The organism is Pseudarthrobacter sp. NamE2, from assembly GCF_005796205.1.
Lineage (GTDB): Bacteria > Actinomycetota > Actinomycetes > Actinomycetales > Micrococcaceae > Arthrobacter.
Map to the genome: position 1 here is coordinate 50115 of NZ_VAHN01000010.1, position 15328 is coordinate 65442.

The 15328-nt window shown below is 67.5% G+C and carries 13 protein-coding genes; 8 read left to right on the forward strand and 5 right to left on the reverse strand.

Going from position 1 to position 15328, the window contains the following annotated elements; translation table 11 throughout:
• The first annotated feature begins 50 nt into the window (after positions 1–50).
• Positions 51–809 carry a ribonuclease PH gene (gene rph, locus FDW83_RS12825; RefSeq protein WP_138138483.1) on the forward strand — a complete coding sequence of 253 codons (759 nt, stop codon included), beginning with the start codon at positions 51–53 and terminating at the stop codon, positions 807–809.
• Entirely contained in the window at positions 806–1456 is a 651-nt protein-coding gene (gene rdgB / locus FDW83_RS12830) for an RdgB/HAM1 family non-canonical purine NTP pyrophosphatase (RefSeq protein WP_138138484.1), read from the forward strand. Before rph ends, rdgB begins: the two co-directional genes overlap by 4 nt.
• 77 nt (positions 1457–1533) lie before the next feature.
• Here rdgB and FDW83_RS12835 read toward each other — a convergent pair whose 3' ends face one another.
• Positions 1534–2310 (reverse strand): DedA family protein, encoded by a 777-nt coding sequence (locus FDW83_RS12835; RefSeq protein WP_138138574.1) that lies wholly within the window; start codon positions 2308–2310, stop codon positions 1534–1536.
• Positions 2311–2378: 68 nt separating this feature from the next.
• Here FDW83_RS12835 and FDW83_RS12840 point away from each other — a divergent pair, with 68 nt between their 5' ends.
• Positions 2379–3404, forward strand: a complete 1026-nt coding sequence (locus FDW83_RS12840; RefSeq protein WP_138138486.1) for an exonuclease domain-containing protein — start codon at positions 2379–2381, stop codon at positions 3402–3404.
• Here the strand turns inward: FDW83_RS12840 and FDW83_RS12845 are convergent.
• Positions 3401–4483 carry an ADP-ribosylglycohydrolase family protein gene (locus FDW83_RS12845; RefSeq protein WP_138138488.1) on the reverse strand — a complete coding sequence of 361 codons (1083 nt, stop codon included), beginning with the start codon at positions 4481–4483 and terminating at the stop codon, positions 3401–3403. The two genes, FDW83_RS12840 and FDW83_RS12845, sit on opposite strands and share 4 nt — an antisense overlap.
• A gap of 146 nt (positions 4484–4629) precedes the next feature.
• Between FDW83_RS12845 and FDW83_RS12850 the strand changes: the two genes are divergently transcribed.
• The 4 genes from FDW83_RS12850 (at position 4630) to FDW83_RS12865 (ending at position 11339) form a co-directional block, all read left to right on the forward strand.
• The gene (locus FDW83_RS12850) at positions 4630–5589 is read left to right on the forward strand and encodes an aquaporin (RefSeq protein ID WP_138138490.1); all 960 of its coding nucleotides are present in this window, start codon (positions 4630–4632) and stop codon (positions 5587–5589) included.
• 57 nt (positions 5590–5646) lie between these two features.
• Entirely contained in the window at positions 5647–6822 is a 1176-nt protein-coding gene (locus FDW83_RS12855) for an exonuclease SbcCD subunit D (RefSeq protein WP_138138491.1), read from the forward strand.
• Positions 6819–9875 (forward strand): AAA family ATPase, encoded by a 3057-nt coding sequence (locus FDW83_RS12860; RefSeq protein ID WP_138138492.1) that lies wholly within the window; start codon positions 6819–6821, stop codon positions 9873–9875. Before FDW83_RS12855 ends, FDW83_RS12860 begins: the two co-directional genes overlap by 4 nt.
• Before the next feature lie 114 nt (positions 9876–9989).
• Positions 9990–11339: an MFS transporter gene (locus tag FDW83_RS12865; RefSeq protein WP_138138493.1), complete on the forward strand. Its 1350-nt coding sequence runs from the start codon at positions 9990–9992 to the stop codon at positions 11337–11339.
• Positions 11340–11359: 20 nt separating this feature from the next.
• Here FDW83_RS12865 and FDW83_RS12870 read toward each other — a convergent pair whose 3' ends face one another.
• Positions 11360–12094 (reverse strand): IclR family transcriptional regulator, encoded by a 735-nt coding sequence (locus FDW83_RS12870; RefSeq protein ID WP_138138494.1) that lies wholly within the window; start codon positions 12092–12094, stop codon positions 11360–11362.
• Positions 12095–12336: 242 nt separating this feature from the next.
• Here FDW83_RS12870 and FDW83_RS12875 point away from each other — a divergent pair, with 242 nt between their 5' ends.
• Positions 12337–13668, forward strand: coding sequence for an MFS transporter (locus FDW83_RS12875; protein ID WP_138138495.1), 1332 nt, complete (start codon positions 12337–12339; stop codon positions 13666–13668).
• Between the two features lie 85 nt (positions 13669–13753).
• On the opposite strand, the gene FDW83_RS12880 is transcribed toward FDW83_RS12875, so the two are convergent.
• Both FDW83_RS12880 and FDW83_RS12885 read right to left on the reverse strand, forming a co-directional pair.
• Complete coding sequence (locus tag FDW83_RS12880; RefSeq protein ID WP_138138496.1) at positions 13754–14401, reverse strand: phosphoribosyltransferase; 648 nt, start codon at positions 14399–14401, stop codon at positions 13754–13756.
• 68 nt (positions 14402–14469) lie between these two features.
• Positions 14470–15297 (reverse strand): alpha/beta fold hydrolase, encoded by an 828-nt coding sequence (locus tag FDW83_RS12885; RefSeq protein ID WP_138138497.1) that lies wholly within the window; start codon positions 15295–15297, stop codon positions 14470–14472.
• Positions 15298–15328 lie beyond the last annotated feature (31 nt).

A 15328-nucleotide genomic window follows, 5' to 3' on the forward strand; every position in this document is an offset into this window, starting at 1 on the left:
TGCCGGACCCGGTAGCCGCCGGCCGCGTCCGCAGTGGATAAGCTAAAGGCATGACTTCTGAAGCAACTGCAGTGCCAATCGTGCGCGCCGACGGCCGTGCCCCGGACCAGCTCCGGCCCATCAGCATCACCCGGGGATGGTCCAACCAGGCCGAGGGTTCGGCACTGATCGAGTTCGGCAACACCAGGGTCCTCTGCACCGCCTCGCTGACCGAGGGTGTTCCCCGGTGGTTGAAGGGCGAGGGGCGGGGCTGGGTTACCGCAGAATACGCCATGCTGCCCCGGGCCACGAACACCCGTTCAGACCGGGAATCCGTCAAGGGCAGGATCGGCGGCCGCACCCATGAGATCTCCCGCCTGATCGGCCGGTCCCTGCGCTCAATCATCGACACCAAGGCGCTGGGCGAGAACACCATTGTGCTGGACTGCGATGTCCTGCAGGCAGACGGCGGGACCCGCACCGCTGCCATCACCGGCGCCTACGTGGCCCTTGCAGATTCCATCCGCTTTGCCCGCGACAACAAGCTAATCGCCAGGAACGCGCAGCCGCTGGTAGACACCATCGCGGCCGTGTCGGTGGGAATTATCGACGGCGTCCCCATGCTGGACCTGCCCTATGTGGAGGACGTGCGGGCGGAAACGGACATGAACGTGGTGGTCACCGGCTCCGGGAAGTTCGTCGAAGTGCAGGGCACCGCCGAGGGCGCACCGTTCGACCGTGCCGAACTGGACGCGCTCCTGGACCTTGCCCTGCTGGGCACCACCCAGCTTGCGGCCATCCAGCGCGAGACCCTGGCGGACACCCTGTGAGCACGGACGGGCCCCGCCTTGTTCTCGCCACCCACAACAAGGGAAAACTTCGTGAGCTCCGCGAGCTCCTGCGCAACCAGGTGCCCGGGCTCGACGTCGATACGCAGGTGGTGGACGCGGCGGCGGCAGGTGCCCCCGACGTCGTCGAAACAGGCGTGACGTTTGCCGAGAACTCCCTGCTGAAGGCCCGCGCCGTTGCCGAGGCCACCGGACTGGTGGCCATTGCCGACGATTCGGGACTCGCCGTCGACGTGATGGGCGGGGCGCCCGGCATCTTTTCCGCCCGCTGGTCCGGCCGGCACGGCGATGACCAGGCCAACCTCGCGCTCCTGTTGAACCAGCTCTCGGACGTCCCGGACCAGCACCGGGCAGCGGCGTTTGTCTGCGCGGCAGCCCTGGCTGTCCCCGCCACTGACGGCAGTACGGGACGTGAAGTGGTGGAATACGGCCAACTGGAGGGCACCCTGCTCCGGGAACCGCGCGGCACAGGCGGCTTCGGCTACGATCCGGTGTTGCAGCCGGTGGGGGAACAGCGCAGCTGCGCAGAGCTGTCGTCCGAGGAGAAGAACGCCATCAGCCACCGCGGCAAGGCGTTCCGTGCACTCCTGCCGTCCATCGTGGAGGCCCTGCGGGCAGTTGACTCCTGAAGCGTTAATGGCACAAGGTGGGCTCCCGCCGCAGCGGGAGCGCACCTTTTGTGCATTCTGTGGTTGCAGGCTTCCGCCTAGGGTACGGGGGGTGTCTTCTGCTCGTCCTCGGGAGCGTGTTCCTCGATGAACTCGTCCACGGGATCCGTCCCGTAAGCGGCCGCCTGGCGCTTCGCGGATATGCCGCGCAGGACCTCGATACCGATCGGCAGGACCGAAACCAGGACGATGACGATGAAGATGATGTCCAAGTTCTCACGCACCCACGGGATACGGTCGCCGAGGAGGTAGCCCAGCAGGGTTACGCCGCCGCCCCACAGGACCGCGCCGATGACGTTGTAAAGAAAGAACTTTTTCCGGCTCATCTGCGCCACACCCACAATGACCGGGACGAAGGTGCGGATAATCGGGACGAAGCGGGCCAGGATCAGGGCCTTGCCGCCATGCTTTTCAAAGAAGGCGTGGGCGTTTTCCACGTTTTCACGCTTGAACAGCCGCGACTCCGGCTTGTTGAAGATTGCCGGGCCTGCCTTGGAGCCGATGAAGTAGCCCGTCTGGTTTCCAATGATGGCCGAAATCACAATCAGCAGGGCGAACAGCCACACATTGAACTTGATGGTGTCCGTGGCCACCAGCAGGCCGGCGGTAAACAGCATGGAGTCACCCGGCAGGAAGAACCCCACCAGCAGGCCGGTTTCCGCGAAGACGATGCCGCAGACAAGCAGTACCACCCACGGGGCCAAGGCGGGGTCGGCCAGGAAGACCTGGGGGTTCAGCCAGTCGGGCAGGAAGGAAGCCAGCTGCGGCTGGACCGGTCCTGCCCCGCCCAGCAGGGACACGGCGAGGTCGTTCATCACAGGAAAGTTCACCACTCAAGGGTACTTGACGGGTCTGCCGGGCGACCGGCGGTAAGGTGGGGGCCGTGGGTTTGGACTTTACTGCGATCGACTTCGAGACGGCGAACGGTTTCCGGGGCTCACCCTGTTCCGTCGGCCTCACGAAGGTCCGGGGCGGACGGATCGTGGCGGAAGCCTCATGGTTGATGCGGCCGCCGCGCAACCACGACCATTTCGACTACCACAACGTTCGGATCCACGGCATCACCGCTGCGGACGTCGCGGGCAGGCCACGTTTCGGTGAGCTCTTCGCCGAGATTGGGGCCTTCATTGGAGACGACGTGCTGGCGGCGCACAACGCCGCCTTCGACCTCGGGGTGATCCGCTCCGCCCTGGAAGTGTCCGGCCTGCCCGGCCCGGCTTATGACTATGTCTGCACCGTGATGCTGTCCCGGCGGTGCTATTCCCTGGTGTCCAACTCACTGCCGTTTGCCGCGGAGGAAGCCGGTGTGCCGCTGGACAAACACCACGACGCGGCCGCGGACGCCCGGGCCTGTGCAGGGATCCTGATCGACATCGCACGCCGCAACAACGCGAACAGCCTCGCCGAGCTTTACCTTTCGCTGGGCCTGGTGCTGCCGCGGCAACAGGCGTTCGACCCCGCCCTGGACGGACTCTCCAAACCCAGCCAGGCCGCCGTCGCCACCGGTTCGACCATCGGGGCACTCAGCATAGGAGCAGCGCTCGGCCGTCCCTTCCAGCCAGGGTGGCCGGAGGAGGGCATCAACCCGGAGCCCAACCCGGACGCCGGGCCGGGCCACCCGCTGTACGGGCAGACGGTTGTTTTTACGGGCCAGTTGTCCATCGGACGTCCGGAGGCCAAGGTGCGCTCGGCCGGGGTGGGGGCGCGCACCGAAAGCCGGGTCACCGGACGGACCACGGTCCTCGTGGTGGGCGACGGCTTTATGGCATCCGACCTGCGCTCGGGCAGGCTGACCGGCAAGGCACGCCGTGTGCTTGAGCTCCATGAGCGGGGCCAGGTGATCGAGGTGTTGTCCGAGGGCGAATTTCTGCAGATGGTGGGCGGATTCGCCGAACCTGCAACCGCCTAGCCTTCTCCGGTTGTCACGGCCACCATGCTGTCCGCCATGGCACGGATCACCTCAGGGGCCTCCAGCGCATCCAGCCAGTCGGCGGGCAGGCAGTCCTCACCGTAGCAGGCGCCCAGGATGTTGCCGGCCACCGAGCCAGTGGAGTCGCTGTCTCCGCTGTGGTTGACAGCAAGCGCAACGGCGGCCCGGAAATGCCCGGCGGGGCCTCCCGGCGCGCCGCCGTCCCGGAGGGTGGCGAGTACCGCGTACAGTGCGACGGCGAGCGCTTCCTCTGCTACCCAGCCTTCCCCGAGTGCCTGCACCAGTTCCTCCGGCGGCACGGGGCCCTTGTCTGCCAGCCGGAGGGCCGCCTCCAGCCGTTCCGGAAGTTCCGGCGCAACGTCTGCCAGGGTGGCGGCGTGGGCCGTCACGCCGGCGGCCGCCTCCCGGAGTCCTTCTCCGGAGACCAGCCTGTGGATCAGCAGGCTGAAGATACCGGCGGATTGCCGGGCGGAGGGGTGGCCGTGGGTCAGGGAGGCGGCGTCGGCACTCAACTTGTAGACGGCGTCGGGAGCGATGTGCGGGATCAGCCCGAACGGGGCGGACCGCATCACCGTCCCGCATCCCTTGGACTCCAGGTTGACCGGGCGCGTGGCGGTGCCCATCTCGCCCGTGGCCAGGCCCGAGATGCAGGCCTTCCCCGGGTGGCGGCGCTCGCGGAGCACACTGTTGCCGTCGATCCACCGCGGCTGGGGGACTGGTGCGGAAGCGTCCGCAACCTCGCCCTGCGTCGCCAACCAGCGCAGGTACGCGAGCCACAGGCAGGCGTTGACATCGGCGGCAACGCCGGAGTTGGCCCACTCCAGGGCTTCCACCAGTCCGTCCACGGTGTAGAGCGTCATCTGCGTATCGTCCGAAAAGTGGCTGCCGGACAGCTGGGCAAAACCCGTCAGGCCTGCTCCGCCGAACCGGCGCCGGATCTCATCGATGCTGTCAAACTCCACCGCATAGCCAAGGGAATCACCCAGCGCACCCCCGAGCAGGCAGCCGTGGATGCGTGACTTCAGGGTGGGCGTGGCTGTACCGGTCTCGATGCTCATGCAGTAAATTTACCGTGGCCGCTGCGCCGTCCCGCCCTGCCCGCCCTGCAATGGTGGCATTGTCCAGTAAACCTCCAGCATGGGCTGGAATAATGCCCAGGTTGCCTGACAGCAGCACCTCGACGCCATCGACCTGAAGGTTTATCATGAGCACCCCCGTTGACTCCCGCCATTCCGACCTGCCCGACGGTCCGGAAACTGTCCGGCACGGCCTGCTCCCCAAGCTGGCAGCCGAGGGGTTCGGCAGCCTGTTCCTTGCGGTGGCCGGGCTCGGGGTGCCGCTGTTCAGCATCCCGCAGTCCAGCCCCTTGCCGGCCGCGCTTGCCGCCGGCCTGGCGGTGACCGCCGCGATGCTCGCGGTTGGCCACGTGTCGGGCGGGCACTTCAATCCTGCGATCACCCTGGGCCACCTCCTGGCCGGGCGGATCCGTCCCGGCGCGGCTGCCGCCTACGTGGCAGCCCAGTTTGCCGGCGCCGTGGTTGGTGCGCTCGCGCTGTTCGCGGTGCTGCGGACCCTGCCCGGCATCGCCGACACCCGGACCGCGTTCGACACTGTCACGGCGGGCTTTGGCGAGCACTCCATTATCCAGGCGCCTCCGGCAGCCGTGCTCCTGCTGGAGGTCCTGGGCGGGGCCATTATCGTGGCAGTGTTCCTGGGAGCCGCCGCCCGCGGCCGGTCCACCGGGATGGCCGCGCCCATCGCCGTCGGCCTTGCCTTCGCCGCCCTGCTCCAGCTGGGACAGGCGGTGGGCAACCTGCCGTTCAACCCTGCCCGGGCAACCGCCTCCGCCATATTCAGCTCCGGCTGGGCCGTCGCGCAGCTGTGGGTCTTCGTTGCCGCGCCGCTGGTGGGTGCAGCCGTCGCCGGGTTGCTGTTCCGCCTCTTCGCGCCCGCCGCTTCCTCGCCCGCCGGCGCCGCTGCCGGACCGGAAGCGGAAGCACCGGAAGGCGGGTCCGACGGCGACGCCCGGGAGGAGCGCTCAGAAGCGGCGGAGCGCACCGCGCCGGAAACTCCGGCACGCAATGCTTCGCCGGCGCGCAGCCGTTCCGCCAGTGCAGCCGGTGTCAGCGAGGCGCAGGAGTTCTTCGAAGGCAAGCAGGGCTGATGTGGGCGCGGCGGCGCGGTAACGCAAACTGTCAGTGGCGGCCGATACCTTAGGAATATGCGGTTACTTCACACCTCGGACTGGCACCTGGGCCGTTCCTTCCACGGCGTGGGCATGCTGGAGGCCCAGCGCGCCTTCGTCGATCAGCTCGTCGAGGCGGTGTCCCGGCACCGGGTTGACGTGGTCCTGATCGCGGGGGACGTATATGACCGCGCGCTGCCCGGCGTCGATGTGGTGCACCTCCTGGACGAAGCCCTGGTCCGGCTCACTTCCGCCGGTGCCAAGGTGGTCCTCACCAGCGGCAATCATGACTCTGCCATCCGCCTCGGCTTCGCCGCCAGGCTGCTGGAACGCGGGGGAGTACACCTCAGGACGCAGGTGGAGGGCCTCGCCGAGCCTTTGCTGCTACCCCTGGGCGCAGATCCGGCAGGGCGGGACGCAGTACTGGCCATCTACGGCATTCCGTGGCTTGAACCCAGGTTGGTTGCCGCGCAGCTCGGAGTGGACGCCACCCATTTCGAGGTCACCCGCGAGGCCACGGCGTTGATCCGGCAGGACATCGAACGGCGCGCAGCGTCTTCTGTTGTCCACGCCGTTGTCCTGGCCCACACCTTCGCAAGCGGCGGCATCAGCTCGGACAGCGAGCGGGACCTCAGCATCGGCGGCGTAGGGGCAGTGCCTTTGGACCTGTTCGACGGCTTCAGCTACACGGCGCTCGGGCACCTGCACGGCCGGCAGTCCCTGTCGCCGGAGGTCAGGTATTCCGGATCACCGCTGGCATACTCCTTCTCCGAGGCCGGGCACCGCAAAGGCGCCTGGCTGGTGGACATCGATGCCGGCGGGGTAAGAGGCGTGGAAGAGATCCTGTGGGAGGCACCCCATGCCCTTGCCGTCCTTCGGGGCACGCTCCCTGAACTCCTGGAGTCGCCGGACCACGAGTGGGCCGAAGCCGCCTACTGCCAGGTCACCCTGACGGACGCCCAGCGTCCGGCCCGAGCCATGGACCGGTTGCGCGCACGCTTCCCGCACACCCTGGTGCTTGGCTTCGATCCCCAGGGCGGAACTGCCGCCACGGCTGCAACCTACAGCAGCAGGCTCGCCCAGGCGCCGGATGACATTTCGGTGTGCTGCGGATTCCTCGAACACGTGAGGGGCCGCGTCCCGGACGACGCCGAAAAGGCAGCTTTGACCGCCGCCCTCGAGAACGTCCGTCTCCTGGAGGCCTCGCAATGAGGATCCACCACCTGCGCATTTCCGGGTTCGGTCCCTTTCCGGGCACCGAGGACATCGACTTCGACCGGTTGAGCGGCCATGGTCTCTTCCTCTTGAACGGTCCCACCGGCGCCGGGAAGACCAGCGTCCTGGACGCCATCTGTTTCGCCTTGTACGGCTCGGTTCCGGGTGCCCGGCAGGACGGGAAACGCTTGCGCAGCGACCACGCCGAGCCAGCCCAGGAGCCGGCAGTCACCTGTGAGTTTTCGGCGCAGGGGCGCCGCTTCGAAGTGACGCGCTCACCGGCGTGGGACAGGCCAAGTGCACGCGGGAAGAACGGCTTCACCACCCAGCAGGTTAAGACGCTCCTCCGGGAGCTGGTGGACGGCGAATGGGTGGAAAAATCGGCGCGGAACGACGAAGCCGGCGCCGAAATACTGGCGCTGCTGGGCATGGACCGTGAACAGTTCACCCGGGTGGTGATGCTGCCCCAGGGGGATTTTGCTGCCTTCCTGCGGTCCAAGGCCGCCGACCGGCTGGAACTCCTGCAAAAGCTCTTCGGCACGCAGCGTTTCGAAGCGCTGGAAAATGAACTTGCCCGGCAGGCCGCAGAGGCCCGGGACAACGTTGCCGAACTGACCGGCCGGCTCGAGCTTCTCATTGCCCGGGCGGAATCGGAGGCTGGCGCCCTTGAACTTGATGAGGAAGCTCCGCCTGCCGACAACCCGGCGGCACGGCTGGAATGGTTGGTGGCTGCCGTCGGGAGACACCATCGGGAGCTGACGGACCTGGCAGTGGCCGCCGAAACCGGTGCCAGGGAGCGGGCCCTGGCGGTGGAAGAGGAAAGCGGACGGCGGGAGCGGCGGCGCCGGCTTGAAGCTGCGGTAATCCGTCGGGCAGCAGTGCAGTCCGCGGCGCCACAGCTGGAAAGTCTTGCAGCCAGGATTGTCCGGCACCGGCAGGCGGAGGTCCTTGCGGGCCATCTGGCCAGTGTTGATGCCGCCGGGGCCAAAGTTCGAAGGGCGGCCAACGCGGCGGAATCGGCGGTTACCCTGCTGCGCCTCGCAGCCGCTGAGGAACCCGAACTGGCAGGAGTCCGCCTGGCCTCCGCCGAAGACTCCGCACAAGGGTTGACCGGGGTTGCCGGGGAGGAGCTGGGGCGCCTGCGTTCGCTGCTCGCCGTCGTTGAGGCAAGGCTGCCGGACGAGGACAGGCTGCAGGGACTGCGGACACGGCATAGTGCACTGTCAGGAAAGCGGCAGGACCTGGCTGAGGGAATCGATAAACTCGCAAACCGCGTGGCAATCCTCGAAGACCAACGGAACACCCTGGCACGGGACGTGGAACCGTTGGAGGTACGCGCCGGTACCGCTGCACTGCGTGCGAAGGAGGCGGCAGCGGCGGCCGAGCTCCTGGATGTGGTCCGCCGCCACGCCGGCGCAGCCTCCGCCCGCGACGCGCTCAAGCTGAAGTTTGACGCCGCACGGGAACACCAGCTAGAGGCAAAACGCCGCTGGCTGGACCTCCGGGAGGAACGGCTGGCTAACGCCGCCGCGGAACTTGCTGCCCAGCTCGAACATGACGGCCCCTGCCCGGTGTGCGGCAGCGTGGAACACCCTGCACCAGCTCCTGCCGGCACCGGCGGTCCCTCACTTGCCCAGGAGGAAGAGGACGCCCACGCGCTTTATGAGGCGGCCGACACCGCCTGCACCGCCCTCGGTGCAGAGTTGGCAGAGGCCAACCAGCAGGTGGCGGTCCTCGCCGGCCAGGGCGGGGATACGCCGGAAAAGGAAGCCGTCACCGCGGCCGGGGAAGCACGCGCTGCGGCAGCCGATGCTGAGTCCGCCGTTACGGAGCTGACCTCCGTCCGCACCCGGCTGGATGCCCTGGATGAGGGCATCGCAGAGACGGTTGTTTTGAAGGCCGGCAAGGAAGCGGAGCTTGCCCAGGTTGCGGCCGCCCAGGACGGCCTGGCTGAGGAGGTCGGCGCGCTGGACACGGCCCTGGCCGGACTGCGCAGCGGCCACCGCAGCCTGTCCCGTCGGCTGCGTTCGCTCGAGGCTGCGGTGGCGGTGCTCGGCAAGGCGGTGGAAGCACAGGCGCAGCTGGACCAGGCGCAGGACCAGGCCATGGAGGCCCGGGAACAGCTGGAGCTGGCATTGCCCAAAGCAGGATTCACCACGGCTGACGAAGCCCGGAACCAGTTGCTTGGCGCCGACAACGCAGCTGCGCTTGAGCGCGAATTGCGTGCGGGGCAGGATGAAGCCGTGCGGGTCTCCGAACTCTTTGAATCGGAGGACATTGTGCGGGCACTCGGGGAACAGTCCGATGGCTACACCGTGGACGAGGAACACTTTGCCGTCCTGCAAACCGGGGCGGCTGATGCCGGACACAAGGCACGCGAGGCACGCCTTGCCGCCGGCCTGGCAGGCCGGCGCCTGGAGTCCCTGGCCGCCATCAAGGCGGAGTATGAAGCCATGGCGGGGGCTGCCCTTGGGCCGGCGGAACGTGCAGCCATGCTGGCGGGTCTTGCTGACGCCGCGGCCGGCCGGGGAGACAACACGTACAGGATGAGCCTGAACAGTTACGTCCTCGCCGCACGGCTGGAACAGGTGGCCCTGGCGGCGTCCGAACGGCTGGTGGCGATGAGCGACGGCCGCTACCTGCTGCAGCATACGGATGCCAGGGCCGCCCGGGGCGCCAAGTCGGGGCTGGGCCTTGAAGTGGTGGACCAGTGGACGGGTTACCGCCGCGACACCTCAACCCTGTCCGGCGGCGAATCCTTTATGGCTTCCTTGTCCCTGGCCCTGGGCCTGGCGGATGTGGTGCAGCAGGAATCGGGCGGTGTGGAAATCGAGACGCTGTTCGTGGACGAAGGTTTCGGAAGCCTGGACGAGCAGTCGCTGGAACAGGTCATGGATGCCCTGGAGGGGCTGCGCGACGGCGGGCGGGTGGTGGGACTCGTCAGCCATGTCGGCGAGATGAAGCAGCGCATCGGCACCCAGCTCCAGGTGCTGAAGGGGCGAAACGGGTCCACGCTCCGGATTTCCGAGACCCTCGACGCCCTGCCCTGACCTGGCCTGCCCTCCGCTCGCCTCACGTGCGTTGGGTTTGCCCGTGCAGGCGGTGCTGCACCGGCGCGCTATAATTTTTTAGTTACCGGGTTGCGCGCATCGGGAGGAGGGACGATGCGCACGATCGAACGAGCCCGGACCTTGACTTCACCAGCAAACCCTTCCACCAGCACCCCCCACACCGCGGCACCTGGCGGCGCTCATGATGCCGACGCAACAGCAAAGACCGCACCGGCGGGCAGGTTCGCCCGGCTTTCCCACCTGGCCGGCCGCAGCTTCATTCCCCTTGGACTCTTCGCCCGGCTGCCGCTTGCCATGCTCACGGTGGGCACCCTCACGATGGTCACCTCAGTCAGCGGGTCCTATGCCTTGGGCGGCACTGCTGCCGGTGCCGTCGGCATCGGCTCGGCGATGGGTGCACCGCTTCTGGGTGCCCTGGCCGACAGGCAAGGACAGCGGCCCGTCCTGCTGGCCTCCGCCGTTCTCAATACCGTTGCGGTGATTGCTCTTGTCCTTGCGACAGCCGGCCTGGATGCTGCCGGCACATTTTATGCAGGCGTCCTTGCCGCCTCGTTCGCTGCCGGTGCCAGCAGCCCCCAGGTGGGTCCGCTTGCACGGGTACGTTGGATGGCCCTGACGTCGGAAGTGCCGGCGCCCGGCAGTAAGCGCGACCTGGACACAGCGCTTTCCTACGAAAGCACCGCCGATGAAGTGACGTTTGTCCTGGGGCCCGCCCTGGTGGGGATCCTGGCCAGCCTTCTTGCTCCCTGGCTGCCGCTGGCACTGGCAGCCGCCATGACCATCATCCTGGTGCCCGCCTTCGCCAACCACCCCACCCGGCACGCGGTACGGCCGCTTGGCAAGGCGGCCCGCGCGGCCGGCGGAAGCCGGGGCCGCGACAGGATTCCGCGGGCGGCGGCCTTGCCCGTGCTTACCATGGTCTGCATGGGAACGTTCTTCGGTGCGACGCAGGCCGGCCTCAGCTCGTTCTCCGCCGGTCTCTCGGGTTCGGAACTCGCCGGGCTGCTGTACGCGGTGATGGGGCTGAGTTCCGCTGCTGCCGCGCTGTCGGTCGCCTACTGGCCGCGCCGGTTCAGCCTCTGCTGGCGCTGGGTCCTTTCGGCCGTACTGATGGCAGCGCTGGCAGTGCTGTTGCTGGTGCCGTCATCGCTGGCCGGCATGGTGGCGGTGCTGCTGGTCCTGGGGCTTCCCGTTGGACCGGTGATGGTCACTGTCTTTGCCGCCGGCGGGGTGCTGGCCCCCGCCGGCCGGCTGGGCACCGTTATGACGGCGCTGGCCAGCGGCATCGTGGCCGGCACCGCCCTGGGTTCCTCCCTCGGCGGCCAGCTTGCGGAATCCGGAGGCTATCATGCAGCTTTCCTGGTGCCTGTGGGCGCAGCCTTGATGCTGGCGCTGCTCGGAGCCTGGGCCGCCGCTGTGCTCCGCCGCGGACAGGAACGGTAAGTCGGAGGCCGTGCCTCCAGCTAGGCCAGCTGCTGTTCGATGCGCGCGGCGCTCCCGGCGAGCGCGGCCCCTACTGTCTCCGGACCGTGCGGGGAGCGGATATAGACGACGGCGAGCGCTGCCGGCCGCCCGCCCGGCACCCGGACAGGGGCTGCCAGGGAGGAGACCCCGGCAATCACTTCGTCGTGGCTGGCGGCATATCCCTGGCGCCGTGCTTCAATGGCCTCCGGACGGTAGGTCACACCGGTGCCCAGCCTGGCCCACTCCGCCTCGGTCAGGGCAGACTGGATGGCGATGCCCGGTGCGCCGGCATTGATCGGATGCCGCGTCCCGGGGCGCTGCGCCACAGTGGCCCCCGAATGGCGAGGCTCCACCGTGACCAAAGTGATGCAGTCGTGGTGGTCCCACACCGCAACAAAGGCCGTCATGTCCAGCGTGTTCGCCAGATGGGTCAGTTCCGGAAGGGCAGCCGTTTGGAGATTCCGGGAAACACCACGGGCCAGGACGGCAAGCCCCGGCCCGGGTTGGACTTTCCCGGCGTCATCCCGCACCAGGAGCGAGTGGTCTTCAAGGGTCCGCAGGATCCGGTAAGCCACCGACCGGTGCACGCCCATGGCGTCTGCGAGTTCCGCGATGCTCAGCGGGGCGGGCGCCGCCGCGAGGATCTCGAGGGCCCGGATTCCCCGTGAGAGGGTCTGGGACGGAGACGCCTGCGCCGGGGCTGCTCCGGCCGGGGCTGCAGCGGTGGGAATCATGGTCTCCATCCTGGGTAGCTTGCCGGAGTACAGGCCGCGGAGCCATACAACGGGAGCGTTTCTATAACAGAACTGCAGGTTCAAATATAGAACTGCGCCGCCGGAACGTCCACCGGTAAAAGATTTACATTCGTCGTGTCCCGGCTCACACTTTCGTAGTACCCTACTAACTAACTGACCGTTCTGTCGGTAATCTTGAAGGCGTCCCGGCGGCACAGCTGCCTATGAACAATGGAGTTTCAATGACTACACCTTCCAAGGTGGACACCCTTGCCGGCCCCAGCACCCGCCGGGAGGAGCGCAAAGTCCTTGCCGGTACCCTCGTTGGTACCACCATCGAGTGGTATGACTTCTTCATCTTCGCCCAGCTGACCGCAACGCTGCTGTCGCCGCTGTTCCTGGCCCCGCTGAATGAGTCCAACCCCGGCCTTGCCCAGATCCTGTCCTTTGCCCTGATCGGTATCAGCTTCCTGTTCCGGCCCCTGGGCGCCGTGATTGCGGGACACTTGGGTGACCGGCTGGGCCGCAAGGCAATGCTCGTTTTCACGCTGGTGATGATGGGCGCCGCCACCGCCCTGATCGGCATGCTTCCCACCTACGCCCAGATCGGTGCCTGGGCACCCATCCTGCTGATCCTCCTGCGAATCGTGCAGGGCTTCTCGGCCGGCGGTGAATGGGGTGGGGCAGCGCTCATGGCGGTGGAGCACGCGCCCCTGAACAAGCGCGGCCTGTTCGGCGCCTGCCCGCAAATCGGGGTTCCGGTGGGCATGATCCTGGCCACGGGCCTGCTGTTCTTCCTCAACAGCAGCATGCCGCGGGAGGAATTCGCCGCCTGGGGCTGGCGGGTTCCGTTCCTGCTGTCCATCGTGCTGATCGTGGTGGGTTACCTGATCCGCCGCGCGGTGGCCGAGAGCCCGGTGTTCCAGGAGATGGCCGCCCGCAAGGCGGAGAGCAAGGCACCTCTCGGTGAGTTGGTTCGCAGCCATAAGAAGCCGGTCCTGTACTCCACCATGATCTTCATCGCCAACAACGCAGCCGGCTACCTGCTCATCGCCTTCTTCATCGCGTACGCCACCAGGACGCTGCAGATGCCTGCTCCGCCGGTCCTCCTGGCGACCACCCTGGCATCCTTCGGCTGGCTGATCTTCACTTTGGTGGGCGGCTGGCTTTCCGACCGCATTGGCCGCGTGAAGACGTTCCTCGCGGGGTACGCCATCGTCTTCGCCTGGATGATCCCCATGTTCGCCCTGATCGACACGAAGGACATCTGGCTTTACGGCGTGGCACTGTTCGTCCTCACCGTGGGCCTCGGTCTCTCCTACGGCCCGATGTCCGCCATGTACGCCGAGATGTTCCCCGCCAACGTCCGCTACTCGGGAATCTCCATCGGGTATGCCTTCGGCGCAATCCTCGGCGGCGCGTTCGCTGCCACCATCGCCGAGTCGCTCCTCCAGGCCACCAGGTGGGCGGGCTCCATCGGCATCTACATCATGGTCCTGTGCGTCATTTCCGTCATCGGCGTGCTGCTGGCCAAGGAAACCAAGGGCCGCCCGCTGGGCGTCAGCCATCATTGATCAGCGTTTCTATGAGGTGAAGCCTGACGGCGGGCCGGACCAACGTGGGTCCCGCCCGCCGTCAGGCGTTTAATCCAGTGGATTCCTACTGCTTCAGGAAGCTGATCGCGTCATGGTCGGTCAGTTGCTCAAAGTGGCGGTAGAAGCTGCCGACGGCGCGGAACTTGCCGGGCAGGTGCAGGCACAGGACTGCGTCACAGGCCCGCTCCACCGAAGCCTCGGCGTCGATGGATCCTACCGGTGCCGCAGCAACCACTGTGGCCGCGCCCTCTTCGCGGACCGCCTCGATGGCGGCCCTCATGGTGGCTCCGGTGGCCAGGCCGTCGTCGACCAGCAGGACGGTTTTGCCGGCAAGATCATGGTCCGTTCCGGGGTACAGGTCCACCCGGCGGAGTAGTTCGGCGCGCTCGCGCTGCTCCACTTCATCGAGCCATTCGCTGCGGACACCGTGCTCCAGCACCCTGTCCAGCAGGGGCTTGTTGATCAGCCGGACTGTCCGGCCCCGGGCCCACGCCAGCGCACCGTACGCCGTCTCTTCATGGCCCGGGATGCCCAGTTTGCGCACCAGTACGGTTCCCAGGGGCAGGTAGAGGGCCTTGGCGGCGGCAGCGGCAACCGGAATCCCGCCCCGCGCCAGGCCAAGGACCAGGGTGTCAGGCCGCTCACGGAACTGCGGAAGCACCGCGGCCAGGCGTTCGCCGGCCTCCGTGCGGTCCTCGAAACGGGTAACCATCTGATCCTCCAGGCTTCCTGTGCACCTGGTTTCAGCCTACCGCCACGAGGGCCGTGCCAGATTCGGCGCTAGGCCGCGAGGAAGTCGATTGCTGCCTGCTTGAAGGCCCTGCTGGTCACGGCATTGGTGTGGTTGCGGCCCGGCAGGACGAGCTGCTTGGCAGTTGCTCCGGCTCCCGCTGCCAGCTCGGCGAGCTTGGGAAGGCTGCCGATGCGTTCGTCCTGGTCACCGGCCACCAGGAGCATTGGTACGTGCGGGACGGCTTCGGCGGGGTCATACGGTTCGGCCTTGATGGCCTCCACGAGGGACAGCAGGGCGAAGATGTTGTTGCTGGGGAGCAGCAGGGCCATCTTCAGCAGCCGTGCGGTGGATTCGTCGGCAATCGGCGTCCCGTCGGCCAGGTAGTCCTGGGCGGCGATGAGGTCGAATTCGGCCAGCGGGTCTGCGACGTTGGGCCCGCCCAGGACCAGCCGGTGCACGATCTCCGGCTGGGTGGCGCCGAACTCCCAGGCGAGCCGGGAGCCCAGGGAATATCCCACAACGTCAAGTCCGCTGGCAGGCTCATTCTCCTGCAAGGGGCGCACGCCGGCGTCGAACGCTGCCTGCAGCAGGTCCGCGCGGATCCTGCTGGGGGAGTAGGAGTCACGGTCCTCGGGCGCGCCGCTGCGGCCGTGCCCCGGCAGGTCCACGGTGATGACCCGGCGCCCTGCCTGGAGCAGGGACTGGATCCAGCCGGTGTCCTCCCAGTTGAGCTTCGAGGAGGAGGAAAAGCCGTGCAGCAGCAGGACCGGGCGCAGGCCGGCATCGGACCCGGGTTCGTGGACCGCCACGTACAGCTGCGGGTCGGTACCCTCCACGGTGTGCGTCTGCTGTTGGCCGGTGTGCCTGCCGCTCATGCTGTGTGTCCTCATCAAGTACGGCGCCCGG